Below are 24,956 nucleotides of genomic sequence, written 5' to 3'. Positions count from 1 at the left end.
TAACCCTATTTAAACCGCACAAATTTAAAGCTAAGAAATGAATAATATTACGCACTCATAGGCAGTGAAAAACAAAATGTGGTGCCCATACCTTTTTCTGAAGTAAACCATATTTTTCCAGAATGCGATTCTACAATTTTTTTACAATGTGCTAAACCAATTCCGGAGCCTTCGTATTCTAATCTAGAATGTAACCTTTGAAAGATGGCAAAAACCCGATCTTGATACTCTTTAGCGATACCAATACCATTATCAGTCACCGAGAACTTCCAATACTTCTCAGCACCATTATCAGTCTCTTCTCCTTCTGAAATTTCGGTACATTCAATATTAATTCTTGGTTTTACATTAGGGTCTCTAAATTTAATACCATTTGTAATTAAGTTTTGAAAGAGTAAACGTAACTCAACTTCATTACCTTTTATAATTGGCAAATCTTTATAACTAATTTCTGCTTCAGTATTTTTTATTGTGCTCTGTAAATCTGCCGTTAAAACATCTAACAACGGCATGCAATTAACATCTTCAAAAACTTTAGTTCTACCTAATCTAGAATATTGTAAGAGCGCATCTATTAACTTTTTCATACGAACACTCCCCTCTTTGATGAAGCCTAAAATCTGCTGGCCATCTTCATCAAATTGGTTATGATAATCTTCGCTTAAAACATCAATAAAACTAGAAACAGTATTCAAAGGTTCTTGTAAATCGTGACTTGCGATATAAGCGAATTGCTCTAATTCCTTATTTTTTGATGTTAATAAGGTAGATTGCTTTTTTATTTCTTTATGCTGAATACTTAAGCGAATGTTTAATTTTTTATTTTTAACATAAGCAAATAGTAACGATAAGCAAGCGATAAATAGCAAACCAGATAATATCGATAAGATGATATTATGCTTTCGTTGTGTATCAATTATAATATTCTTCTCTTCTAATATGGCCGTTTTTTCCTTTATGTTACTCGTTTGAATTTCTAATGTTCTTTTATGATTCAAAATTTCATTATTTACAGAATCTATCTCATTTTGTTGATTAATTATTTGATTAATTTGTTCGTCTAACCTTTTTTCTAACTCTCTTTCTAAATTAAGGTTTTCGGCTAATTGTTTTGCTTTTAACTCACTATCCATAGCTAGTGTTTTTAAGGAATAATCTTTAATATAAATAACTTCATCCTTTTCATTAATAGCATTAATTTGATTACCAATTGTTTTTATTTGACTTTCAATAATCTTCTTCTGCTCTTTATTTTCCCTAGTAGCGATGTAAAGTTTTTGCTCCGTTTTTTTATAGAGAGATTCTTTAATTTCTTTGGAAGTTACAGCATGACCTGCAAGTATTGGTGTGATTTTCAGCTTGGCTTCTCTTATGTACTTTCGGTTTATATCATATTTATAGCTATCGTCTACTTGTACCATGTTAATCATCGAGGAATTTGTTGGATAGCCTTCGGTAATAATTAGTACTTCCAGCCCCTTACTTTCTTCTAAAATAGATTTTAATAAATACTCGTAGGTGCTATTTACATAAACAACATTATAATTTTTTATATCTTCAAGTTTATTTATTCGATCTACTTGAATAAGTTTTTCAAATATTCTTCTGTTTTTAGAAATTTTGGATAAGCTATTTTTAATAGTATCGGGTCCCATAACCCCAATTTTAAAGGTAGTAATTTGAGATATTTTAGACCATTTAACTTCTTCTGTTAAATTTAAAACCATAACAGCGCGCTGCTCATCTACAGAAGTAACCTTATCATTTTTTATATCCTGCCCATAAGATATTAAGGTAAATAAAAACATACACAGGAATAAACCAACATACTTTGGAAACCAAATAGCAGTGTTTTTAAAAGCGACCATAGCTAAGCGCATATCGTCAATTAAATATTTAAAATAATTGTTTAGCATTCTAATTACTCCATCCAAAAAGCACCTTTAAAAGAAAATTTAAAGGGTATTGTTAACGTGATATTATTATTGCATAATATCAGTATCTGTTATTTATTAATTTTGAGGGGACAAATGGAATAACTAACTCGAATTGTTAAGCTATATTTTAAACTTAACTATTACTTATTTATAAATTTATTAACTACTTAGCTTCAATAAAACATCATTGAATAATTTTGAATCTAATGGTTTCTTCACAAAATCTAAAAGTGTATTACGACTTTTAAATTGATTTATATCACTAGGGTCATCTGAGGATGACAAAATAACTATGTCAATATCCTTGATTAATCCTGAATCTATTTTATAAAATACATCTAAAAATTCCCAGCCATTCATAGCAGGCATATTAATATCTAAAAAAATAATATCAGGTCTATCCTGCGGGTTTACTATTTGCTTCTCAAGGTAGTCTATAGCATCAAAAGCGCTATCTACTAATACAGTAGAACTAACGTTAGCGTTTTTTTTAGCGATATGTTTATTTAAAAAATTGGTCGCCTTATCATCATCGATGAATAAAATTCTCAATTGTTTATCTACAATACTCATGTTATTTGAAAAATAAGTTCTTACCTACAAAAAATTCAAGATGAATTCCTACGTGCTAATTTAATCATTTTATCGGTTATACGCCTTTATTTTCGACGAAATACACAAATATTAACTTTTTCATCATTTAAACTCAAGAAAATCACAAGAAGACACATCTCAAAATCAGAGAGTAAGAACAAAAATTCAACTTAATTTAAAGCAAAAAAAACCAACACTTTCGTGTTGGTTTTTTCAATATATATTGAATTTAGAGATTATCCTCCAAAATCATCAAATCTAATATGCTCATCAGGGATTCCGAAATCTTCACCCATTTTTTGAACTGCTTTATTCATTAACGGTGGTCCACAGAAGTATAATTCTATATCTTCTGGTGACTCATGTAATGATAAATAGTTATCAATAACACAGTTGTGAATAAATCCAACAAAACCGTCTCCTGGTGAATCTACAGTTTCTTTTACTTTCCAGTTATCTTCTTCCATTGGCTCAGATAATGCTAAGTAGAATTTAAAGTTCGGGAACTCTTTTTCTAACTCGTAAAAATGATCTAAATAGAATAACTCACGTTTAGAACGTCCACCATACCAATATGTTACTTTACGACCTGTTTTTAAGGTTTTGAATAAGTGATATAAATGAGAACGCATTGGTGCCATACCTGCACCACCACCAACGTAAAGCATTTCACTCTCAGACTCATTGATGAAGAATTCACCGTAAGGTCCAGAAATAGTTACTTTGTCTCCTGGTTTTTGGTTAAAAATGAAAGACGATGCGATTCCTGGATTTACATCCATCCAGCCACCTTTGGCACGATCGAACGGAGGACAAGCCACACGTACGTTTAACATGATTTCTCTTCCTTCTGCAGGGTAAGAAGCCATAGAGTAAGCACGCTCTATTGTCTCGGTATTCTTCATAACCAATGGCCAAAGTTTGAACTTATCCCATTCTGCTTGAAATTTGTCTGGAGTTTCGTGTTCTTCAGGGTGTGCTGTAATATCCATATCAGAATATTTTACTTCACATGGAGGTATTTCAATTTGAATATACCCACCTGCTTTGTAACCCATGTCTTCAGGGATTTCAACAACAAACTCCTTAATAAACGATGCTACGTTATAGTTACGAACTACAACAGCCTCCCATTTCTTAATTCCGAATACTTCTTCAGGAATGGTGATATCCATATCTTGTTTCACTTTAACTTGACAAGCTAAACGTGCACCATGTTGTAATTCTTTTCTTGTAAAGTGAGGTACTTCCGTTGGTAAAGCTTCACCTCCACCAGAATTTACGTGACATTCACATTGAATACAAGTTCCACCACCACCACAGGCAGATGGTAAAAATATTTTAGAATTTCCTAAAGTTGAAAGTAAACTTGCTCCAGAAGCAACTTCGATTTCTTTTTCACCATTAATGGTAATCTTTACAGGTCCCGATGGTGATAGTTTTTGTTTTACAACTAATAATAAACCAACGAGTAAAAGTAAAATGATTAAAAAAGCAATTACTGTTACTCCAATTGTTCCTATTGTACTTGCGGCTAATATCATATTACTCATTTACTTTTATGTTGTTAGCTAACACTTCTTTGTTATCCTTTGAAGAATCTACTTTTGCAGTTGTTTCCTCCTTTGGTGCTTCTTCATCACCTCCAGTTAACATACCTCCAAAACTCATGAATCCAATCGCCATTAAACCAGTAATGATGAATGTTATACCTAAGCCTCTTAATGCAGGTGGTACATTTGAATATCTAATTTTTTCACGGATAGCTGCAATAGCCAAAATAGCTAAAAACCATCCAATTCCAGACCCTACACCGTAAACTGTAGCTAAACCTAAAGTTGGTATTTCACGAGATTGCATAAATAATGATCCCCCTAAAATAGCACAGTTTACTGCAATTAATGGTAAAAAGATACCTAATGAATTGTATAATGATGGTGAGAACTTCTCTACCACTATTTCTACTAATTGTACCATGGTTGCAATAGTTGCAATGAACATGATGAATGATAGGAAACTTAAATCGTAACTAGCATACTCTTCACCTAACCAAGATAAAGCACCTGGTTGCAATAAATACTGATCTAACAACCAGTTTAAAGGCACGGTAATCGCTAATACAAAAATTACGGCTGCTCCTAAACCAACAGCTGTACTTACTTTTTTAGATACCGCAAGGTAAGAACACATCCCTAAGAACGTGGCAAATACCATGTTGTCGATAAATATTGATTTGAAAAATAACTCTATATATTCCATTTTTTTTATAGTATTCAGTTTTCAGTTTTTCAATTTTCCGTAGGTTAAAAAATCTACAGCAATTAATTTAACTGCTCACTAATTAATGATCTTCTACTAATGCTGTATTTCTGCTACGTTGTATCCAGATAATTATTCCAACTACTATTAAGGCCATTGGTGATAATAACATAAAACCGTTATTCTCATAACCAATAGCATATAATCCTGTTTTTTCGATTGGATCACCTAATACTTTAAATCCTAATAAAGTACCAGAACCTAAAAGTTCTCTAAAGAATCCAACAATAATTAAAATTAAACCGTAACCAGCTGCATTCCCAATACCATCTAGAAAAGATCTCCAAGGTTTATTTGCTAATGCAAAAGCCTCAAAACGTCCCATAATGATACAGTTAGTAATAATTAAACCAACAAATACAGAAAGTGTTTTACTTAACTCGTAAGCGAAAGCTTTTAGTACTTGATCAACTATAATTACCAAAGCGGCAACAACTACCAATTGAACAATAATTCTAATTTTAGAAGGAATAATATTCCTCATTAAAGAAATAACAACATTCCCTATCGCTAATACGGCCATTACTGAAACAGCCATTACAATAGATGCTTTTAACTCAGCAGTAATTGCTAAAGCAGAACAAATACCAAGTACTTGAATAGTAATTGGGTTATTATCTGCTAATGGATCAGTGATTAACTTGGCGTCTTTTTTTGATAAAAGTCCCATAAATTAATTGTTTTTTAAATTTTTAAAGAACGGCTCATAAAGCTTTAAATCGCTTTTAATCATTGCTGCAACACCATTACCTGTAATAGTTGCTCCTGCAATAGCATCGACTTCGTTATCTGTTTTATCCTTGTTTTTGGGATCGGCATTACTTTTAGAAACTTCAATACCTTTAAAACGGTCTGCGTTATCTAATAAATGCTCACCTATAAAATCGTCCATAAAGAAACGTTGCTTAATATTAGCTCCTAAACCCGGTGTTTCTCCTTTGTGATCAAAATAAGCACCTTGTATTACCATATTTTCGTCCATAGCAATATAAGCCCAAATAGCGTCCCAAAGTCCTTTACCACGAATTGGTGCAATGTAAAATGTTTTACCATCCTTTTCACCTTTTAATAAAGGTAAGCGTCTTGCAATACCAGCTTTCGCATTGGTTTGTTCCTTTTTAATATCGATTAAATACGCTTGATCATCTTGGGTAACTTTACCATCTTGAATAACCAATTGCTCTTTAATGTATTTATTGAATAATTCTGGTGCTTTATCTGTTGAAACAAAGTTAGCACTAGTTTCATCATTTTCGTTTACGCCCATAGCATACAAAATATTTTGTTGCTTTTCTAGACGTTTGTTCTCATCAATATTTGGTTTCAAAGATGATGCTGTAAAGGCTAATAATGAACCTACAACCAACACCATAACAACGGCGAATATTATAGTATATGAATTTTTATCTGTTCTACTTTCCATCGTTATGCAACTTTAGCTTTTAAACGTTTCATTCTTTTCTTCACATTCCCTTGTACCACATAATGGTCAATTGTTGGTGCAAACACATTCATTAATAGAATAGCTAACATTACACCTTCTGGATATGCTGGGTTGAATACACGAATCATAATAGAAAGAAATCCTATTAAGAAACCATAAAACCATTTCCCTTTATTGGTTTGCGACGCCGTAACTGGGTCGGTAGCCATAAACACGGTACCAAAAGCAAAACCACCAATAAGTAAGTGATGCCAAAATTCAGTACTCATTAATCCGTAAAACTTACTTGTTTCAGTAATCCATCCAGAACTAACAACACCATTAAATATTAAGCCCATTACTAATGCGCCAACACATGATGATAACATTATTCTCCAGCTTCCAATTTTAGCAAATACTAAAAATAAACCACCTAAAATAATAAGTAACGTTGAAGTCTCTCCTACTGATCCCGGAATAAACCCTAAGAACATATCGGCAACAGAATGTGTTACTGCTTTTCCTTGAGCTAAAGTTCCTAAAATAGTTTCACCAGAAATGGCATCTAAATTAGCACCAGCTGCAATTTCATTTGTTCTTTCAACTGCACCTTCTACCCAAACTTTATCTCCAGACATCCATGTAGGATATGCAAAGAATAAAAATGCTCTAATGGTTAAAGCTGGGTTTAAGATATTCATCCCTGTTCCACCAAAAACTTCTTTACCGATAACCACACCAAATATAACGGCAACAGCCAACATCCATAAAGGAATATCAATTGGTACAATTAATGGCACTAACATACCTGTTACTAAGTATCCTTCTTCTACTTCGTGACCTTTAATTACAGCGAATAAGAATTCAATTCCTAAACCTACACCGTAAGAAACGATTACTAAAGGAATGATTTTCCAGAAACCAATCATGAAGTTATCTAAAGCCCAAAACTCCGGACTAAAAAAACCTGCTGTTACAGCTTGAATTTCTCCTACCTGTAAGTTATGTTGGTAACCTGCATTAAACATACCAAACAATAAACATGGCACCATAGCCATAATTACTGTATTCATGGTACGCTTTAAATCATCGGCTGCTTTTATATGAGTTCCATTATGTGTGGTCTCATCTGGCAAGTATAAAAAGGTATGGATTGCATTAAATGCAGGAGCCATTTTTGTCCCTTTATACTTTAGTTTTAATTTATGTAAATTATTTTTTAAACCCATTATCCTATTTCTTTAAGCATTAAGTCTAAACCTTCTCTAATAATTTTTTGATGCGGTTGTTTAGATACACATACAAACTCGGTTAAAGCGAAATCTTCTGGTGCAACTTCGTACATTCCTAAAGCTTCCATTTCATCTAAATCTTTATACATACAAGCTTTTAAAATTTGCATAGGATAAATATCTAAAGGAAAAACTTCCTCGTAAACTCCAGTCGTAACAAAAGCACGATGCTCACCATTAGTATTGGTGTTTAAATCGTATTTTTTAGTTTTACTTAACCATGAGAATGTCATGGCTCTAGAGGTAGAAATTTTATTAAACACAGGTTTATTCCATCCAAAAAGCTCATAATCATCACCTTCAGGAATAACAGTTACTACATTGCTGTAATAATCTAAATTTCCATCTGGTTTAATTTGCTTTCCAGATAATACATTTCCAGAAATAACACGATCGTTACCACCTTTAGAAACACCTTTATCGTAAATTAAAGTAGAAATTTCACTACCAATAATGGTTTTAAAATATCTTGGTTTTTCAACCGAAGACCCTACTAAAGCAACAATACGCTCAGCATTAAACTTACCCGTTAATAAAAGTTCTCCAATAACAACTAAGTCTTGAGCATTAACTGTCCAAACAACTTCGCCTTTATTTACTGGGTTCACTTTATTGATAAGTGTACCAACATTCCCTGAAGGATGTGGTCCTGAAACTGTATGTGTAGTAACACCTGTTAAACCAGCAAGTGGCGAGCTAGAAGTACCAACCGAAATGTGCACAGCACCTTCTGTTAGTTTCCCTAAAGCCGTTACCGCAGCTTGCAATTCAGCTTCTTTACCTTTTAAAGTAAAGTCTAAATCGGCAGCTAATGGCGCGCTAGCATACCCCGAAATAAAAATCGCTTTTGGCGACTTATTCGGATTTGCAATCACATCATACGGGCGTTGTTTTACAAACGGCCAGCATCCTGATGCTAACAAATGTGCTTTTACAGATTCCGCTGTGGCACTGTTTAAATCAAATGCTGCTAAATCTGCGTATACTTGCGATTTATCGGCTTCAATTTTAATAGCGTCTATGCGTCTTTTTGGTCCACGTTGTACTTCTATCACTTTCCCTGAAACTGGCGATGCGAACATAACCGACTCCTGAGATTTATCGAAAAACAAAGTATCTCCAGCTTTTACTGAAGTCCCTTCTTTTGCAACAAGTTTTGGAATTACGCCGTGAAAATCCTCTGGCCTTATAGTGTAGTAGTTACTGATAATCGCTTGTTCAACGGTTTTATCAGCTTCGCCTATAAGTTTAATGTCCAGACCTTTTTTGATACGGATGTCGTTTGACATATTTATTTTTATTGAAATTAGTTGTCTAAAAATCGGTGCAAAAATACAAATAAATACCTAAATTATTCGTCCTAAAAAATGCTTATCATTTATTTATATCAATTCTAAATAAGTAGATTTAATTAGGCATAGATTTTGTTTATATTTACACACAAAACTATAATGAATATGCATTCTAAGGTAATAAAAATATTTCTAATCACACTCCTGCCTACTCTTGTTTTTTCACAAGTTCAAGAAGTAAATCCGCCAGATTACATTAAAACTATAAATTTTAAAAGTAACACGCCTGAAACTCAACTTCCTATATTAAAATTAGGCGAATATGTGGTTTTAGAGTTTGATGCTTTAAATGGTGAAGAAGCCGATTACTACTATAAAATCGAGCATTTCAATTTCGATTGGACACCTTCAACACTAATAAAATCAGAATTCCTGAGCGGCTTTGACAACCAACGTATTCGCGATTACGAGAATTCACTAAACACCTACCAAATATTTTCGCATTACAAACTCACTATCCCTAATCAATTCACCAAAGGATTACTCGTTTCTGGAAACTACATGATTTCGGTTTATAATGACAATGATGAGCTTCAGTTTTCTAGAAAATTTATGATTTATGAAGATAAAACCGCTGTTGGCGTAAGCGTAAAACGCTCTAGAAACATCGAATTTATAGAACAAAAACAACGTGTAGAACTCATAATTACTTCAAATAACATACAATTAAACAACCCCACTCAAACCGTAAAAGCTGTTATTATTCAAAATAATAATTTAAACAATGTTATTACCAACATAAAGCCGCAATACACGCTTGGCAACCAACTTATTTACAGATACGATAGTGAAACAAGTTTTTGGGCAGGTAACGAATTCCTGTTTTTCGAAAATAAAGATGTTCGTGCCGCCAATACAGGCATTCAATTTATAGACTTAAAAGACCTTTACCATAACTACCTTTACACCAATATGCCGCGCGCCAAAATGCCGTACACGTACAACCCAGATATTAACGGTAATTACCTTATCACCAATGTAGACGCCGATGATGCCAGCATTGAAGCCGATTACGTGTGGATGCATTTTTCTCTAAGTGGCGACGACTTTTTAACCAATAAGAACGTACATATATATGGAAACTTTAATAATTACGCTATAGACGATAGCACAAGAATGATTTTTGATGAAGCCAACAATCGCTTTATCAATACCATGCTCTTAAAACAAGGTTTCTACAACTACAAATATATTGTAGTAAACAACGATGGTACTGTAGACGATGGTGCAGTGAGTGGTGATTTCTGGCAAACCGAAAACAATTACAAAGTGCTTGTTTATTACCGCGATCTAGGCGCTCGATACGATAAAATAATTGGTTTAGGCGAAGCCAGTTCAGTAAACATCACAAATTAATGGGCTAATATTATAAAATCGACAAAATACAGGGTAAGAAATGCATTTCAACTAATTTATTCGCCAAACCCGTTGAAATCACGCACTAACTCTTTAATATTTATTATTTTAGCAAAGTAAATTGCTTAATCAATCATGGTACAACAAGTTACATCTGGCATTAAAATTTCGGTAGTTACAAACTTCGAAGGTTCATTTTATAAAAACTATAAAATGCAATACGCCTTTGGTTATACCGTAACTATAGAAAACCAAAGTAAAGATTCTGTGCAACTTTACGCGCGTCATTGGGAAATTCTAGACGCCTTAAACAACGTTGAAACCGTTATCGGCGAAGGCGTAGTAGGTAAAAAACCGGTTTTAAAACCTGGAGAATCTCACACTTACACCTCTGGCTGCCTACTCACCTCTCCTTTTGGTGCTATGCAAGGGCATTACAACATGGTTAATTTTACAACCACTAGAAAATTCCAAGTTACTATCCCTACATTTAAATTGAGCGCAACTTTTGCTATCAATTAATTTCTGAATCTATTCTATTTTAGCGTTACCCGAAAAGGGTCGGGCTTTCCGCTATATCTTTATTTGTGCAGTATTATTTCGGCTTAGCAACACGCTATTTTCTAAATCCAAATTTTACGGCTTTCAACTAATTAAAAGGCTTGCACAAAAAAGGATGCCGCATCAATCCCTAACGCAATTATCCGTAAATATTTTCACATCAGCCAAACCTATTCTCATCCGCGTATCAACACTGCATTTCACAAATAGATAACACCTTCTTAAAAAATAAAACACCGATTCTACTGTAACATTTCAATCCATATTGTTACCTATATATAAAGCAGCTACTTTAAATATTCTTAAGATTATCAACCAATAATCTTAAACACGCTTGTTGAATATCTCAACAGTGTTTCACTTTAAAATATAGAATTATGGGAGGAGAAGGATCAATGATGGCTGCAAACCAGTCATTAAAAAACAATAGAAGTTTAACCGCAAAACGCAAAGAAAAAGGAGCGTTATCTGGCAGTTATGCCAATATAGAATTAAAAGAGTTTCCAAAAGCAACACAAGAACAACTAGACACTATAAAGGAGCAAACCATAACGGATAACAAAAAAGCCTTAATACAAACCATTGTGTTTTTTATAATCGCCAGCCTAGGTTTACTTATCGCTGTACACTACTTATTCTAACAAAAAAAAAGAGCTGCTAGATTTAAAATCTAGCAGCTCTTGATATATAAAAACCTTTTAAAGAACTAGCTTACTACTTCTTTAATACGCTTAATAGCTTCAATAATTTGTTCTTGCGAAGCTGCATATGAAATACGAATACAGTTAGGATTACCAAAAGCATCACCCGTTACTGTTGCCACTAAAGCTTCTTCTAATAAATATAAAGAAAAATCGGTAGCATTATTTATTGTTTTTCCTCTTAACGTTTTTCCGAAGTAATAAGATACATCTGGGAATACATAAAACGCACCTTCTGGCGTGTTTGAGTTAAAACCTGTAACATCGTTCAATAAGTCTAAAACTAAATCACGACGCACTTTAAATTCATCTATCATGTACTTTACAGCACTTGGATCTGCGTTTAAAGCAGTAATTACAGCACGTTGTGCAATACAGTTAGCACCACTAGTAATTTGACCTTGCATTTTATTACATGCACGAGCAATTTTTTCTGGAGCACCAATAAAACCAATACGCCATCCCGTCATAGCAAAAGCTTTCGAAACACCGTTTACCGTAATAGTATTATTATACATATCATCAAATTCGGCTATACTTGCGTGACCAGAACCATAGTTAATATGCTCATAAATTTCATCTGAAACTACATAAATGTTAGGATATTTAACCAATACATCGGCTAAAGCTCTTAACTCTTCTCTACTGTAAACCGATCCACTTGGGTTACATGGAGAACTAAACCACATCATTTTGGTTTTTGGAGTAATAGCCGCTTCCAATTGTGCAGGTGTCATTTTAAAATCTGTATCGATAGATGTTGCAACCTCAACTGGCACACCACCGTTCAACTTAACAATATCAGAATAACTTACCCAGTAAGGACAAGGTAAAAGCACCTCATCACCATCATTTAACATAACAGCTGCTATATTTGCCAAACATTGTTTAGCTCCCGTAGAAACAACAATTTGTGGTAAAGTATACGTTAAATTATTATCACGTTTAAACTTTGTAATAACCGCCTCTTTCAACTCTACGTAACCATCTACTGGCGAGTAAGAATTGTAATTATCATTCACAGCCTGAATAGCTGCTTCTTTAATAAAATCTGGCGTGTTAAAATCCGGTTCCCCAAGACTTAAACCAATAATGTCTTTGCCTTCGCCTCTTAATTCGCGAGCTTTGGCAGCCATAGCTAACGTTGCCGAAGTAGCCATGTTTAAAATTCTTTCAGATAATAATTGCATGAATTGTGTTTATGAAGTAAATATAAAGTTTAGGCAATATTAGGATTTTTCCCAAGTACCTTTAGTTGATTATAATGTTCTGAAACGGCTTTCCAAAATGTGTTGTACTCATTATATGGTAAGCTAAATTCGTTTGCTGTTTCCTTTACTATTTTTGCTATTTTACTATAATGCACGTGGCTAATATTTGCAAATAAGTGATGCTCTACTTGTCTATTTAATCCACCTGTATAAAACTCGGCTAACCAACTTTTAGGTGAAAAATTACATGTAGTAAACAATTGGTGAATAGCCCAAGTATTTTTCATGTTACCATCTTCATCAGGTAAAGGCATAACTGTACTTGGTACAACGTGAGCCAATTGAAAAACAACACTTAAAATAATCCCTGCTGTGTAGTGCATAATTAAGAAGCCAATTAATACTTGCCACCAAGTAAAACCAACTACTAAAGGTAATGCTACCCAAATAGAATAATATACAATTTTACCAATAATAAGCTTAGTCCATTGTGTTGCAGGACTTGGTAACTTACCGTAAGCTAATTTACGTTTTAGGTATTTGTAAGTTTGTATAAAATCTGTTGTGATGGCCCAGTTTGCAGTAAGCAAGCCGTATAAGAAAAACGCATAATACTTTTGGTATTGATGAATTTTAAACCATTTTGAATGTTTGGAAAAACGAATAATTCTACCAGCATCAATATCTTCATCGTGCCCTTGAATGTTGGTGTACGTATGGTGTAAAACATTGTGTTGTACTTTCCAGTTATAATCGTTACCAGCTAAAATATAAATGCTGCTTCCCATTAATTTGTTAACCCACTTTTTACTAGAAAAAGAACCATGGTTAGCATCGTGCATTACATTCATGCCTACACCAGCCATACCAATCCCAACAACTACCATGCATAAAGCTTGTAGCCATCCAGACATTGGAACGGTTAAAATTAAAACTGCAGGAACAATTAATAAAGCAAACATTACTATCGCTTTTATATATAATTCCCAGTTTCCTGTACGTTTAATATCATTTTCCTTAAAGTAATCGTTAACACGTTTATTCAACGTTTTAAAGAACTTCGCGGGGTCTTTTCTCGAGAACGAGACGGTTTGTTTAGTCATTCTAATAATTTTAATATGATTTTAAAAATGTTTTTTTGATCATACCTATCTGCAAAGATATGAATAAAGCTATTTAAGTAATCCCAATTTTTTGTAAAATTATGTACTTAAAAAGTATATTTTTGTTGAAAATTTAACACAAATGAAACTGCTTTTAAAATATTTCCCTAACCTCACCGAAGACCAAATTGAAAAATTTACACTTTTAGAATCCCTATATCAAGATTGGAATTTGAAGATAAATGTAGTTTCACGAAAGGATATCGACGAGTTATATTTGCGCCATGTATTACACTCTTTAGGTATTGCCAAAGTGATAGAGTTTAAAGATGGCAGCCACATTTTAGATGTTGGTACAGGTGGTGGATTTCCAGGAATCCCTTTAGCCATTATGTTTCCTGAGTGTTCTTTTCATTTAGTAGATAGCATTGCTAAAAAACTAAAGGTTGTAAATGAAGTGATTGAAGGCTTAGGCTTAACCAACGTTAAAACAACACACAGCCGTGTTGAAGAAATTAAAGAAAACTACGATTTTATTGTAAGTCGTGCCGTTGCCGCTATGCCTACTTTTGTGCATTGGGTAAAAGGGAAAATTGCAAAAGAGCAAAACCACGAATTGAAAAATGGTATTATCTATTTAAAAGGTGGCGATCTAGAAGAAGAACTAAAGGATTACAAAACCACTACTATTTATAATTTAAGCGACTATTTTGAGGAAGATTTTTACGAAACCAAAAAAGTAGTACACTTACCGTTAAAATACCGTGGATAGTTTAGAAAACACTTATTAAAAATAAAAGCCAGTAATAACAATCGTTATTACTGGCTTTTTTTATGTTCTGTATAATGACATTAACATGATAAACTAATTACAATGCAACCACACCTATCACGTTATTGAAAACTTAAGCTTTCCCAGGTATTTCTTTTAAAATTTCAATGATGAAATCCCAATATTTTTGAGCCGATGAAATTTGAGCACGTTCATCTGGAGAGTGTGCACCTTTAATAGTTGGCCCAAAACTAATCATATCCATATCTGGATAATTGGTTCCAAGAATTCCACATTCTAATCCAGCATGACATGCTGCAACGTGTGGCTTCTCATTATTTAATTTTTCATAAAGTTTTGTCATCACTTTTAAAATAGCCGAATCCATATTTGGAGACCAACCAGGATAATCACCTGTGCATGTAACCTCGCAACCTGTTAACTCAAAAGTTGAGCGTAGTGTATTTGCTAAATCCCATTTAGAACTTTCTACAGAAGAACGTGTTAAACAACCAATTTTTACAGCGCCATCTTTTACAATAACTCTTGCAATGTTGTTTGATGTTTCTACCAATTCAGGAATATCTGCACTCATACGGTATACACCATTCCAAGCGGCATAAATAGCACGCGTCAAACCTTCTTGAACTCCTAAATCCATTATTTTTTCTGGAGTTTCAACTTTAGAAACTATAATTTCTAAGTTAGGCTCCATAGTTTTCAACTCAGCCTTTAACATCGCTTCTTGTTCTTTTGTTTCTAAAAGAAAAGCTTCCTCATGTATAGCATCTATTGCAACAACGGCATTACTCTCACGAGGAATGGCGTTACGCAAACTTCCGCCATCGATTTCCGAAATTCGTAAGCCAAAATTTTCAAAACCATCAAAAAGTACACGGTTCATTATTTTATTAGCATTACCTAAACCTTCGTGAATTTGCATTCCCGAGTGGCCACCTTGTAAACCTTTTACAGTTATTTTGTAACCTATTTTAAATTCTGGAGTTTCCTCTTCTTCGTAAGTTCTAGTCGCAGTAACATCGATACCACCGGCACAACCTACACCAATTTCATCATCTTCTTCAGTATCTAAGTTCAATAGAATTCCACCTGTAAGTAATCCGCCTTTTAAGCCCATCGCCCCTGTCATTCCAGTTTCTTCATCTATAGTAAACAAAGCTTCAATTGCAGGATGTGCAATATCTGTACTTTCTAGAATAGCCATAATGGTGGCAACACCTAACCCATTATCGGCGCCTAAAGTGGTACCTTTTGCACGAACCCAATCACCATCAACATACATTTCAATACCTTGAGTATCAAAATCGAATTCAGTATCATTATTTTTTTGATGTACCATATCTAAATGCGATTGCATTACAATGGTCGTTCTATTTTCCATACCTGCCGTAGCTGGCTTTTTGATAATTACATTACCAACCTCGTCTTCTATAGTTTCGAAACCAAGTTTTTCACCAAAGTCTTTCATAAAAGCGATAACACGTTCTTCTTTTTTAGACGGACGTGGTACAGCATTTAAATCGGCAAATTTATTCCAAAGCTGTTTAGGTTCTAAATTTCTTATTTCTGAGCTCATTTTGTTTACATTTTAATGCAAAGTTAGCAAAAATACACAGATATTGGTAGCTACTCCTGATTGATGTGGCATCCTTTTTTTTGAATGCCGAATAGCTCTCCAAAAACTCCAAGTTTTCATAATTAAGATTGATGTTACCTAATAGAAAAATACGTGCATAAAAAAAAGATATAACTGAAAGCAGGAAGAAACCTTTATAGATATGCATGACCTTTGGGTACAAATTTTTACTATTTTTGGTCTATGCTGAAAGATAAAAAAACGATTATTGCGCTGCTGTTGATTCCGCAGTACTTTTTAGTAAAATTATTAGGGAATTACCCCGATTTTGTGGAGACTTTCTACAGTAACGGACTTTATGTATATATATCCAAAATGTTTCGGTTTTGCTTGGGTTGGTTGCCTTTTTCTTTCGGCGATTTGTTTTACGCAGCAGGTTTAATTTATATTTTTAGGTGGTTTTATAAAAATTGGAAACGAATTAAAACCGATACCAAACAATGGTTTGCCGATGTCTTTTCGGCAGTTTCTATATTGTATTTCGCGTTTCATTTATTTTGGGGATTCAATTATTACCGATTGCCATTGTACAAAAGTTTGGATTTAAATCCGGAATACAGCACAGAACAATTAGTTAAAGTAACAGAGCAACTTATTTTAAAGGCAAACGCTTTACATTTTGAAATCACAAAAAACGATTCTATAAAAATAGATGTCCCGTTAACTAAAAACGATATTTTAAAATTGGCTCCAGATGGTTATTTGGGATTAAAACAGGTGTTTCCAGATTTGGAATATTCGCCCAGAAGTGTAAAAAAATCCTTATTTAGTTATCCGTTAACTTATATGGGCTTTAGTGGTTACTTAAATCCATTAACCAATGAAGCACAAGTTGATGGCCTTATCCCAACTTTTAAATTTGCCACTACCACAACACACGAAATTGCACATCAATTAGGTTTTGCTGCAGAAAACGAGGCCAATTTTATTGGTTGCTTAGCAGCCATAAACCATGAGAATATTTATTTTAGATATTGCGGTTACACCTTTGGCTTACGCTATTGCTTAAATGAAATTTACCGACGCGATCCAAACCTTTACCAAAAGACGGTTGAAAGTTTAAATATTGGTGTTTTAAAAAATTACGAAGAAGTACGATTGTTTTGGGAAGCACACCAAAATCCGGCCGAACCCTTTTTTAAAAGCTTCTATAGCGGCTTTTTAAAAGCAAATAAGCAAACTAAAGGCATGGAAAGTTACAGCTATGTTGTTGCATTATTGGTTAATTATTTTGAAGAAAAATGAGAAATTCTTAAAGATTACAACTTTATATGTAAAGGAACTTTGATTCTAGATAGATATCCGTATTTTTAGCTAAAACTAACAGATTGTATCTATGATTAAAAAATGTATTGGAATCTTGAGCTTCTTTTGCTGCAGCTGTTTATTCAGCCAAGATTATTTTCCAAAAAATGATGGTGTTAAAACTACAAACACCAACTACACAGCATTCACGAATGCAAAAATCCATGTTTCTAGCGGACAAATTATTAACAAAGGCACCTTGTTAATACATAATGGAAAGGTAGTTTCTTCCGGAACTAATATTTCGATTCCGAAAAACACTAAAATTATTAATATTGAAGGAAAAAGCATTTACCCTTCTTTTATTGATATGTATTCCGATTTTGGAATTGAAAAACCAAAAGCCCAAGCAAGAAGCAGAAGTCAGGCTCCACAATACGATGCCAGCAGAACGGGATATTATTGGAACGACCATGTGATGCCAGAAAACGAGGCACTTTCTAAATTTAGCTACGATTCTAAAACGGCCAAAGCATTATTAGATGCTGGGTTTGGCGTTGTAAACACACACATACAAGACGGTATCCATAGAGGAACCGGTGCTTTAGTGGCGCTTAACACTAAGGAAGGTAATGAAACACGTATACTAAAAGAGAACTCGGCACAATATCTATCTTTCGATAGAAGCGCCACGTCTCGACAAGCTTACCCAAATTCTATAATGGGTAGTATTGCTTTGCTACGTCAATTATATAATGATGCAGCATGGTATAAAAAAGGACTTAGTAAAACGAAAGATTTATCTATTGAAGCCTTAAACAGAAACCAAGATTTAATTCAAATTTTTGAAGCTGGAAGTAAAGCCAATGCACTAAGAGCCGATAAAATTGGAGATCAGTTCGGTATTCAATATGTTATTTTAGGTGGTGGTGACGAGTATGAGCGTATTGATGAGATTAAAAACACCAATGCTGCGTTTATACTTCCTGTAAACTTTAAAGATGCTTATGATGTTGAAAACAGTTTTTTAACAAGTTCATTAGCACTTAGCGATATGCGTGCATGGAGCCAAGAACCAACAAATCCAAAGGTTTTAGCCGATAACAATATTAATTTTGCACTTACAACGCATACTTTAAAATCGCCAAGTGAATTTAAAGGCAAATTAATGCAAGCTATAAAAAACGGACTTTCTAAAGAGAAGGCTCTAGAAGCATTAACGCTTATTCCTGCACAATTACTTGGGCAATCGACAGCAATCGGGACACTTAACAATGGTGCTTATGCTAACTTTTTAATTACCTCGGGTGATATTTTTGAGAAGAAAACCAAGCTTTACGAAAACTGGGTACAAGGTCAGCAACATATTGTTACCAACATGAACACTATAGATATTATTGGTGATTATGAGTTTAGCGTAGATAACACGGCTTATAAAATGACTGTAGAAGGCGATATTAAAAAGCTGAAATCTAAAATTACAAGCGAGACTAAAACCTTAGGTTCTAAAATTAGTTATAATAATGACTGGGTTCAAATCTCGATGACTACAAAAGATTCTACGTCGCAAGATTTTATTCGTATTGTAGCTCATGTTGAAAACGATGCTGCTTTAAAAGGAAAAGCTACTTTACCTAATGGTAATGAAATTCCATTTTCAGCCAAAAAGAGTACAAAAGCCGAAGACGATTCCGAAGAAAAAGATAAAAAGAACGATGATTCTAAAAACAACATAGCCTCTATCTCCTACCCTAACACTGCTTACGGATTTAAAACACTACCAAAACAAGAAACGCTTTTGTTTAAAAACGCAACGGTTTGGACTAACGAAACCGATGGTATTTTAGAAAACACAGACGTGCTTATTAAAAATGGTAAAATAGTTAAAATCGGTAAAAACCTAAGCGACGGAAAAGCTCAAATTATTGATGCAACCGGCAAACATTTAACGGCTGGTATTATAGACGAGCATTCGCATATTGCAACCGCCTCTGTTAACGAAGGCGGGCAAAACTCGTCTGCAGAAGTAAGCATCGAAGATGTTATCGATAATGAGGATATTGGCATTTATCGCAACCTTGCCGGTGGTGTTACCTCTATACAAGTATTGCACGGTTCGGCCAACCCAATTGGTGGACGTTCGGCTATTATAAAATTAAAATGGGGCGAATCTACCGATAATTTAATTTATAACGATTCACCTAAATTTATAAAATTCGCTTTAGGAGAAAATGTAAAACAAACCAGATATTCTAATGGTGTGCGTTTTCCACAAACCAGAATGGGTGTCGAGCAAGTTTACATCGATTATTTTACACGCGCTAAAGAATACGATGCTTTAAAGAAAAGTGGTAAACCTTATAGAAAAGACGTCGAGATGGATGTGCTTGCTGAAATTTTAAACAAAGAGCGTTTTATTTCTTGTCACTCTTACGTTCAAAGTGAAATTAATATGCTTATGAAAGTTGCAGAACAATTCGATTTCAACATTAACACATTCACTCATATTTTAGAAGGTTATAAAGTAGCTGATAAAATGGTTGAGCATGGTGTTGGAGGTTCTACCTTTAGCGATTGGTGGGCGTACAAATACGAGGTTAACGATGCTATTCCATACAATGCCGCCATTATGCACAATGCAGGCGTTACGGTTGCTATTAATAGTGACGATCCAGAAATGTCTAGACGTTTAAATCAAGAAGCTGCAAAAACTATTAAATATGGTGGCATGACAGAAGAAGAAGCTTGGAAGTTTGTTACCCTAAACCCTGCTAAACTTTTACATATCGATAACCGTGTGGGAAGTATAAAAGTTGGTAAAGATGCCGATGTTGTTTTATGGACCGATCACCCAATGTCTATTTATGCTAAAGCAGAAAAAACAATTATTGAAGGTGTCACTTATTTCGATTTAGAACGTGATACTATGCTGCGTTCGGAAATTAAAAAAGAGAAAAACGAGCTTATCAACCAAATGCTAAAAGCTAAAAACAAAGGCTTAAAAACGCAACCTATTAAGAAAAAGGAAAAAGTAGATATGCATTGCGATTTTATTGGCAATCTAATTAACTAAAACATAGAAAATGAAATATTTCAATTTATATATAGCGTGTGCCTATCTCCTATTTTTCGGGTCCATACACGCCCAACAAACACCAGCGAAAAAACAAAGCAAAGCCATATCTATAGAAGGTGCCACGGCGCATTTAGGTACAGGTGAAGTTATTGAAAACGCCCTTATTATGTTTAATGAAGGTAAAATCACTTTCGTAGGAAGTGCCAATATGAAAATTGCTCGTATTGGTGAGGTTATCGACGGCAAAGGCAAACACGTCTACCCTGGCTTTATAATTCCGAATTCAACTTTAGGATTAGTTGAAATTGATGCTGTAAAAGCAACGGATGACGAGTCTGAAATAGGAACATGGAATCCTAACATTAGAAGTATTATTGCCTACAACGCAGAGTCTAAAATTGTAGAGTCTATGAGACCAAACGGTGTTTTACTAGGGCAAATTACGCCACGTGGTGGTCGTATTTCTGGCACATCATCGGTAGTGCAATTCGATGCTTGGAACTGGGAAGATGCTGCTGTAAAAACAGACGACGGAATTCACATAAACTGGCCGAGCAACTTCAAAAGAGGTCGCTACTGGTTAGGCGAAGATCCTTCCTTAAAGGTGAATAAAGAATACGGAAACCAAATTACAGAAATAGAAGATTATTTTAATAACGCCAAAGCCTATTTAAAAGCAAGCCCTTCTATTACCAACTTATCTTATAAGGCATTAGGAGGTGTTTTCAATGGTTCTAAAAAACTTTACATTAATGTAGATGATGAAAAAGGCATTATCGATGCTGTAAATTTCACTAAGAAAAACGCCATTCCGAACATGGTTATTGTTGGTGGAGCAGAAGCTTATAAAGTAACCGGTATTTTAAAATCGAATAACATATCTGTGGTTTTAAACCGTATACACTCGCAACCAAGCCAAACTGATGACGATTATGATTTACCATATAAATCGGCTAAATTATTAGTAGATAACGGCATTACAGTAGCCTTACAAGCCAACGGACAAATGGAACGCATGAATTCTAGAAACCTACCATTTTACGCAGGTACAACCGTAGCTCACGGATTAACAAAAGCACAAGCGCTGCAGTTAATCACGTTAAACCCAGCAAAAATATTGGGTATCGACAAGGAGTACGGCTCTTTAGAAACTGGCAAGAGCGCCACATTATTTATAAGCGAAGGTGACGCCTTAGATATGCGTACCAACATAATTTCTCATGCTTTTATAGACGGACGCTTAATTAGTCTAGAAACGCACCAAACAGAATTATGGAAACGTTATTCCAAAAAATATCAATCCAATTAATATCAACAAAAAAAGCAAGCTTCTCAGCTTGCTTTTTTTATTTTATATCAATTATTATTTAAAACTTACTTAGCAACCTTAGCGGTTTCAGGAGTTTTAAATACGCTACTATCAGGAGCTTCCGTAGATAGTTTTACGTCTATAAATTTATCTTCACGACCAGCAGCTGTTGGTAAATTCTCTTCAGCTTTATAGCCAACCATAGTTTCTACTACGTCTAAGCCATTTACATTTTGCCAAGCTGTATAGCGTCTAAAATGTAATTCGCTACTTTTCTCTTTAGAGAAATATGTAACTGTATAACCTAACCATTCCATTTTATAGGTTGTTGGATTGTAGTAAAGCACATAATCGTCACCTGATGATTCACCAACACCATTTTGGTAAGAAATTTTTATTCCAGGATACGTAACACCTTCAAACGTTAAAGGTTCAGCATCACCATAAATAATACCATCATCAGCTAAAACAAAAGGCATCGCGTAGAAATAAAACATTAAGTTATAGAAAAAACGAGGGTTTCCTTTAAACGCTTTATCTCCTTTAGTATTTAACCAAACATCCTCATCATTAGCACCAATGGTGTGGTCTGGCATATCTACAATAATATTTCTATTCTTTAAATTAGTGATAGTAGATACATTGCCACTTTCTTTCACTTGCGTATACGCTAGCGATTGCATACTATTCCATGTGTTTAATCCGCCATGCGCATCGAATACTTTAACTAAAGCTTCAGGGTATTTTTTAGTTGGAGCCTCTACTGTAGTTTCTGAAATAATTTCTGGGTTTGCAGCATCTTTTTTTGTTTCATTTTTACACGAAAACATTGAAATAGCAAGTAATAATAAAAAAGTGTGTTTCATAGTGGTTTTTTAATTTGTCCGTAAGTCGGAAATAAGCACTCAAAATTACATTAAATAAATTATTTTTGTAAAATATTATGATGAAAGCAATTACAAGCATCCAGAATGCATACATAAAACAACTCGTTCAACTAAAAGAAAAGTCTAGGGAACGTAAAAAATCAGGTCTTTTTCTAATTGAAGGCATTCGCGAAATAGAATTAGCCATAAAAGGTGGTTATGTATTAGACACCATTTTATTCTACCCAGGGCTCTTTTCTGAAAACGAACTAGAAGCGTTAACTACAAGCCAGAATTCAACTATTGAAATATCTAAAGACGTTTACGAAAAACTTGCTTACCGAAGCACTACAGAAGGCGTTCTAGCCGTTGCCAAACCAAAAAGCCACCTAATAAGTGATTTAAAATTTGACACCCAAACGCCGCTAATCTTAATTGCTGAAGCTCCAGAAAAGCCAGGTAATATTGGCGCTATTTTACGTACTGCCGATGCTGCCAATGCCGATGCCGTAATAATAGCGAACCCAAAAGGCGATTTATACAACCCAAACATTATTCGTTCTAGCGTAGGCTGTGTGTTTACCAATACTATCGCAACGGGTTCTACTACCGAAATTATAGAATTTCTAAAAGCACATAACATCAATATTTACTGTGCAGCTCTACAAGCTTCGGTAGACTATCATACTCAAGATTTCACGCAAGCTACGGCCCTTGTTGTTGGTACAGAAGCTACGGGTTTAAGTAATGAATGGCGCGTAAATTCCACTCAAAATATCATTATACCTATGCAAGGCGAAATCGATTCTATGAATGTTTCTGTTGCTGCGGGTATCTTAATTTTTGAAGCCAAACGCCAACGTAATTTTAAATAATTGTAAATTACCAAAAATACGTCCCTCCAAATCAACAATCTTTTTTAAGGTTGAAACATAACAAACATGACCGCAAACACGCTTTTCTACATCATTTTTGCACTAATAATCGTCAATTTTATAGTTGATAAAGTTTTAGATGCATTAAATGCGAAACACTTTAATGATGCGCTTCCTGAAGATTTAAAAGATGTTTACGATACTACAGAGTATAAAACATCTCAGCAATACAAAGCCATCAATTACAAATTTGGCTTGCTAACATCTACCTTTTCCGTAATGCTTACTTTAGGGTTTTTATGGTTCGATGGTTTTGAACTCATTGATAATATAGCACGCAGCTACAGCGAAAATCCAATAATTATCGCGCTTATATTCTTCGGTATTATTACCATTGGTAGCGATATACTCAATACACCATTCTCTTATTACAGCACATTTGTAATTGAAGAAAAATTTGGGTTCAATAAAACCACAAAAGGCACTTTCTTTTTAGATAAATTAAAAGGCTGGCTCATGATGGCTATTGTTGGTGGTGGTATTTTAGCCATAATTATTTGGTTTTACCAAGTTACGGGAAACAGTTTCTGGTTGTATGCTTGGGGATTAGTGGCTATTTTCAGTTTGTTTATCAATATGTTTTACTCTAAACTTATTGTACCTCTTTTTAACAAACAAACCCCATTAGAAGCAGGAAGTTTACGCGATAGCATTTCGAAGTATGCCAACACGGTTGGTTTTAAACTCGATAAAATATTTGTTATCGATGGCTCTAAACGCAGCACAAAAGCCAACGCTTATTTCTCTGGTTTTGGTAGCGAAAAACGAGTAACGCTTTACGATACTTTAATAAACGATTTAGATGAAGATGAAATTGTTGCTGTGCTAGCACACGAGGTTGGCCATTACAAAAAGAAACACATCATTTTTAATTTGGTAACCTCTATTTTGCTCACTGGTTTTACGCTTTTTATATTATCACTTTTTATTTCTAATCCGTTATTATCAGAAGCTTTAGGTGTGCAAATACCAAGTTTCCATATTGGCTTGGTGGCTTTCGGGATGCTCTACGCTCCTATTTCGGAAATCACAGGTTTAATAATGAACATGTTTTCTAGAAAGTTTGAATACCAAGCCGATGATTACGCCAAAAACACCTACAAAGCCGAACCATTAATAACCTCCTTAAAGAAGCTTTCTAAAAATAGCTTAAGCAATTTAACACCTCATCCCGCTTATGTTTTTATGCATTACTCGCATCCTACCCTGCAGGAACGCATTGGAAATTTAAGACGATAATTATTTTA

21 protein-coding genes are annotated in these 24,956 nt (G+C 34.3%); 9 read left to right on the top strand and 12 right to left on the bottom strand.

Going from position 1 to position 24,956, the window contains the following annotated elements; all coding sequences use genetic code 11:
- Nucleotides 1–47 precede the first annotated feature (47 nt).
- The 8 genes from GQR98_RS11605 to GQR98_RS11570 all read right to left on the bottom strand — a co-directional run bounded on the left by GQR98_RS11605 (nt 48) and on the right by GQR98_RS11570 (nt 8,854).
- Nucleotides 48–1,934, bottom strand: coding sequence for a YfiR/HmsC family protein (locus tag GQR98_RS11605; protein WP_159019642.1), 1,887 nt, complete (start codon nt 1,932–1,934; stop codon nt 48–50).
- A 162-nt stretch (nt 1,935–2,096) separates the two neighbouring features.
- Complete coding sequence (locus tag GQR98_RS11600) at nt 2,097–2,489, bottom strand: response regulator (RefSeq protein WP_159019641.1); 393 nt, start codon at nt 2,487–2,489, stop codon at nt 2,097–2,099.
- 278 nt (nt 2,490–2,767) lie between these two features.
- The gene (gene nqrF / locus GQR98_RS11595; RefSeq protein WP_159021144.1) at nt 2,768–4,075 is read right to left on the bottom strand and encodes an NADH:ubiquinone reductase (Na(+)-transporting) subunit F; all 1,308 of its coding nucleotides are present in this window, start codon (nt 4,073–4,075) and stop codon (nt 2,768–2,770) included.
- Nucleotide 4,076: 1 nt separating this feature from the next.
- On the bottom strand, nt 4,077–4,790 hold the full coding sequence (nqrE, locus tag GQR98_RS11590; protein WP_159019640.1) for an NADH:ubiquinone reductase (Na(+)-transporting) subunit E: 714 nt from the start codon (nt 4,788–4,790) through the stop codon (nt 4,077–4,079).
- 82 nt (nt 4,791–4,872) lie between these two features.
- On the bottom strand, nt 4,873–5,520 hold the full coding sequence (locus tag GQR98_RS11585) for an NADH:ubiquinone reductase (Na(+)-transporting) subunit D (RefSeq protein ID WP_042495691.1): 648 nt from the start codon (nt 5,518–5,520) through the stop codon (nt 4,873–4,875).
- A gap of 3 nt (nt 5,521–5,523) precedes the next feature.
- The gene (locus GQR98_RS11580; RefSeq protein ID WP_159019639.1) at nt 5,524–6,273 is read right to left on the bottom strand and encodes a Na(+)-translocating NADH-quinone reductase subunit C; all 750 of its coding nucleotides are present in this window, start codon (nt 6,271–6,273) and stop codon (nt 5,524–5,526) included.
- A 2-nt stretch (nt 6,274–6,275) separates the two neighbouring features.
- A complete protein-coding gene (locus GQR98_RS11575; RefSeq protein WP_159019638.1) occupies nt 6,276–7,502 on the bottom strand; it encodes an NADH:ubiquinone reductase (Na(+)-transporting) subunit B in 1,227 nt (408 codons plus the stop codon).
- Nucleotides 7,502–8,854 (bottom strand): Na(+)-translocating NADH-quinone reductase subunit A, encoded by a 1,353-nt coding sequence (locus tag GQR98_RS11570; RefSeq protein ID WP_159019637.1) that lies wholly within the window; start codon nt 8,852–8,854, stop codon nt 7,502–7,504. The genes GQR98_RS11575 and GQR98_RS11570 overlap by 1 nt, the downstream gene beginning before the upstream one ends.
- Nucleotides 8,855–9,022: 168 nt before the next feature.
- Here GQR98_RS11570 and GQR98_RS11565 point away from each other — a divergent pair, with 168 nt between their 5' ends.
- The 3 genes from GQR98_RS11565 to GQR98_RS11555 all read left to right on the top strand — a co-directional run bounded on the left by GQR98_RS11565 (nt 9,023) and on the right by GQR98_RS11555 (nt 11,475).
- Nucleotides 9,023–10,273, top strand: coding sequence for a DUF5103 domain-containing protein (locus GQR98_RS11565; RefSeq protein ID WP_159019636.1), 1,251 nt, complete (start codon nt 9,023–9,025; stop codon nt 10,271–10,273).
- A 135-nt stretch (nt 10,274–10,408) separates the two neighbouring features.
- On the top strand, nt 10,409–10,795 hold the full coding sequence (gene apaG, locus GQR98_RS11560; protein WP_042495695.1) for a Co2+/Mg2+ efflux protein ApaG: 387 nt from the start codon (nt 10,409–10,411) through the stop codon (nt 10,793–10,795).
- 416 nt (nt 10,796–11,211) lie between these two features.
- Nucleotides 11,212–11,475, top strand: coding sequence for a hypothetical protein (locus GQR98_RS11555; protein ID WP_159019635.1), 264 nt, complete (start codon nt 11,212–11,214; stop codon nt 11,473–11,475).
- A gap of 65 nt (nt 11,476–11,540) precedes the next feature.
- Here GQR98_RS11555 and GQR98_RS11550 read toward each other — a convergent pair whose 3' ends face one another.
- Both GQR98_RS11550 and GQR98_RS11545 read right to left on the bottom strand, forming a co-directional pair.
- Complete coding sequence (locus GQR98_RS11550) at nt 11,541–12,725, bottom strand: pyridoxal phosphate-dependent aminotransferase (protein ID WP_159019634.1); 1,185 nt, start codon at nt 12,723–12,725, stop codon at nt 11,541–11,543.
- 29 nt (nt 12,726–12,754) lie between these two features.
- On the bottom strand, nt 12,755–13,849 hold the full coding sequence (locus GQR98_RS11545) for a fatty acid desaturase family protein (RefSeq protein ID WP_159019633.1): 1,095 nt from the start codon (nt 13,847–13,849) through the stop codon (nt 12,755–12,757).
- A gap of 142 nt (nt 13,850–13,991) precedes the next feature.
- Between GQR98_RS11545 and rsmG the strand changes: the two genes are divergently transcribed.
- Nucleotides 13,992–14,621, top strand: coding sequence for a 16S rRNA (guanine(527)-N(7))-methyltransferase RsmG (gene rsmG, locus GQR98_RS11540; protein WP_159019632.1), 630 nt, complete (start codon nt 13,992–13,994; stop codon nt 14,619–14,621).
- Nucleotides 14,622–14,754: 133 nt separating this feature from the next.
- Here rsmG and GQR98_RS11535 read toward each other — a convergent pair whose 3' ends face one another.
- Nucleotides 14,755–16,218, bottom strand: a complete 1,464-nt coding sequence (locus GQR98_RS11535; protein ID WP_159019631.1) for an aminoacyl-histidine dipeptidase — start codon at nt 16,216–16,218, stop codon at nt 14,755–14,757.
- Nucleotides 16,219–16,461: 243 nt separating this feature from the next.
- On the opposite strand from GQR98_RS11535, the gene GQR98_RS11530 reads away from it, so the two are divergent.
- The 3 genes from GQR98_RS11530 (at nt 16,462) to GQR98_RS11520 (ending at nt 21,908) form a co-directional block, all read left to right on the top strand.
- Entirely contained in the window at nt 16,462–17,523 is a 1,062-nt protein-coding gene (locus GQR98_RS11530) for a DUF3810 domain-containing protein (protein WP_159019630.1), read from the top strand.
- 91 nt (nt 17,524–17,614) lie between these two features.
- Nucleotides 17,615–20,596 carry an amidohydrolase family protein gene (locus GQR98_RS11525; protein ID WP_159019629.1) on the top strand — a complete coding sequence of 994 codons (2,982 nt, stop codon included), beginning with the start codon at nt 17,615–17,617 and terminating at the stop codon, nt 20,594–20,596.
- Between the two features lie 10 nt (nt 20,597–20,606).
- Nucleotides 20,607–21,908 carry an amidohydrolase family protein gene (locus tag GQR98_RS11520; RefSeq protein ID WP_159019628.1) on the top strand — a complete coding sequence of 434 codons (1,302 nt, stop codon included), beginning with the start codon at nt 20,607–20,609 and terminating at the stop codon, nt 21,906–21,908.
- Between the two features lie 65 nt (nt 21,909–21,973).
- Here GQR98_RS11520 and GQR98_RS11515 read toward each other — a convergent pair whose 3' ends face one another.
- The gene (locus GQR98_RS11515; RefSeq protein WP_159019627.1) at nt 21,974–22,774 is read right to left on the bottom strand and encodes a DUF6503 family protein; all 801 of its coding nucleotides are present in this window, start codon (nt 22,772–22,774) and stop codon (nt 21,974–21,976) included.
- 77 nt (nt 22,775–22,851) lie between these two features.
- Here GQR98_RS11515 and GQR98_RS11510 point away from each other — a divergent pair, with 77 nt between their 5' ends.
- Nucleotides 22,852–23,649: a TrmH family RNA methyltransferase gene (locus GQR98_RS11510; RefSeq protein WP_199270189.1), complete on the top strand. Its 798-nt coding sequence runs from the start codon at nt 22,852–22,854 to the stop codon at nt 23,647–23,649.
- Nucleotides 23,650–23,715: 66 nt separating this feature from the next.
- Nucleotides 23,716–24,948: a M48 family metallopeptidase gene (locus GQR98_RS11505; RefSeq protein WP_159019626.1), complete on the top strand. Its 1,233-nt coding sequence runs from the start codon at nt 23,716–23,718 to the stop codon at nt 24,946–24,948.
- Nucleotides 24,949–24,956 lie beyond the last annotated feature (8 nt).

The organism is Algibacter sp. L3A6 (assembly GCF_009796825.1).
Classification (GTDB): domain Bacteria; phylum Bacteroidota; class Bacteroidia; order Flavobacteriales; family Flavobacteriaceae; genus Algibacter.
This window is presented reverse-complemented; position numbering and strand designations above follow the sequence as displayed.

Coding starts and splice junctions, on each gene's coding strand:
- GQR98_RS11505 (WP_159019626.1), top strand. CDS start 23,716: ATGACCGCAAACACGCTTTTCTACATCATTTTTGCACTAATAATCGTC.
- GQR98_RS11515 (WP_159019627.1), bottom strand. CDS start 22,774: ATGAAACACACTTTTTTATTATTACTTGCTATTTCAATGTTTTCGTGT.
- GQR98_RS11580 (WP_159019639.1), bottom strand. CDS start 6,273: ATGGAAAGTAGAACAGATAAAAATTCATATACTATAATATTCGCCGTT.
- GQR98_RS11570 (WP_159019637.1), bottom strand. CDS start 8,854: ATGTCAAACGACATCCGTATCAAAAAAGGTCTGGACATTAAACTTATA.
- GQR98_RS11565 (WP_159019636.1), top strand. CDS start 9,023: ATGCATTCTAAGGTAATAAAAATATTTCTAATCACACTCCTGCCTACT.
- rsmG (WP_159019632.1), top strand. CDS start 13,992: ATGAAACTGCTTTTAAAATATTTCCCTAACCTCACCGAAGACCAAATT.
- GQR98_RS11550 (WP_159019634.1), bottom strand. CDS start 12,725: ATGCAATTATTATCTGAAAGAATTTTAAACATGGCTACTTCGGCAACG.
- GQR98_RS11585 (WP_042495691.1), bottom strand. CDS start 5,520: ATGGGACTTTTATCAAAAAAAGACGCCAAGTTAATCACTGATCCATTA.
- GQR98_RS11535 (WP_159019631.1), bottom strand. CDS start 16,218: ATGAGCTCAGAAATAAGAAATTTAGAACCTAAACAGCTTTGGAATAAA.
- nqrF (WP_159021144.1), bottom strand. CDS start 4,075: ATGATATTAGCCGCAAGTACAATAGGAACAATTGGAGTAACAGTAATT.
- GQR98_RS11525 (WP_159019629.1), top strand. CDS start 17,615: ATGATTAAAAAATGTATTGGAATCTTGAGCTTCTTTTGCTGCAGCTGT.
- GQR98_RS11530 (WP_159019630.1), top strand. CDS start 16,462: ATGCTGAAAGATAAAAAAACGATTATTGCGCTGCTGTTGATTCCGCAG.
- GQR98_RS11510 (WP_199270189.1), top strand. CDS start 22,852: ATGATGAAAGCAATTACAAGCATCCAGAATGCATACATAAAACAACTC.
- apaG (WP_042495695.1), top strand. CDS start 10,409: ATGGTACAACAAGTTACATCTGGCATTAAAATTTCGGTAGTTACAAAC.
- GQR98_RS11520 (WP_159019628.1), top strand. CDS start 20,607: ATGAAATATTTCAATTTATATATAGCGTGTGCCTATCTCCTATTTTTC.
- GQR98_RS11575 (WP_159019638.1), bottom strand. CDS start 7,502: ATGGGTTTAAAAAATAATTTACATAAATTAAAACTAAAGTATAAAGGG.
- GQR98_RS11545 (WP_159019633.1), bottom strand. CDS start 13,849: ATGACTAAACAAACCGTCTCGTTCTCGAGAAAAGACCCCGCGAAGTTC.
- GQR98_RS11555 (WP_159019635.1), top strand. CDS start 11,212: ATGGGAGGAGAAGGATCAATGATGGCTGCAAACCAGTCATTAAAAAAC.
- nqrE (WP_159019640.1), bottom strand. CDS start 4,790: ATGGAATATATAGAGTTATTTTTCAAATCAATATTTATCGACAACATG.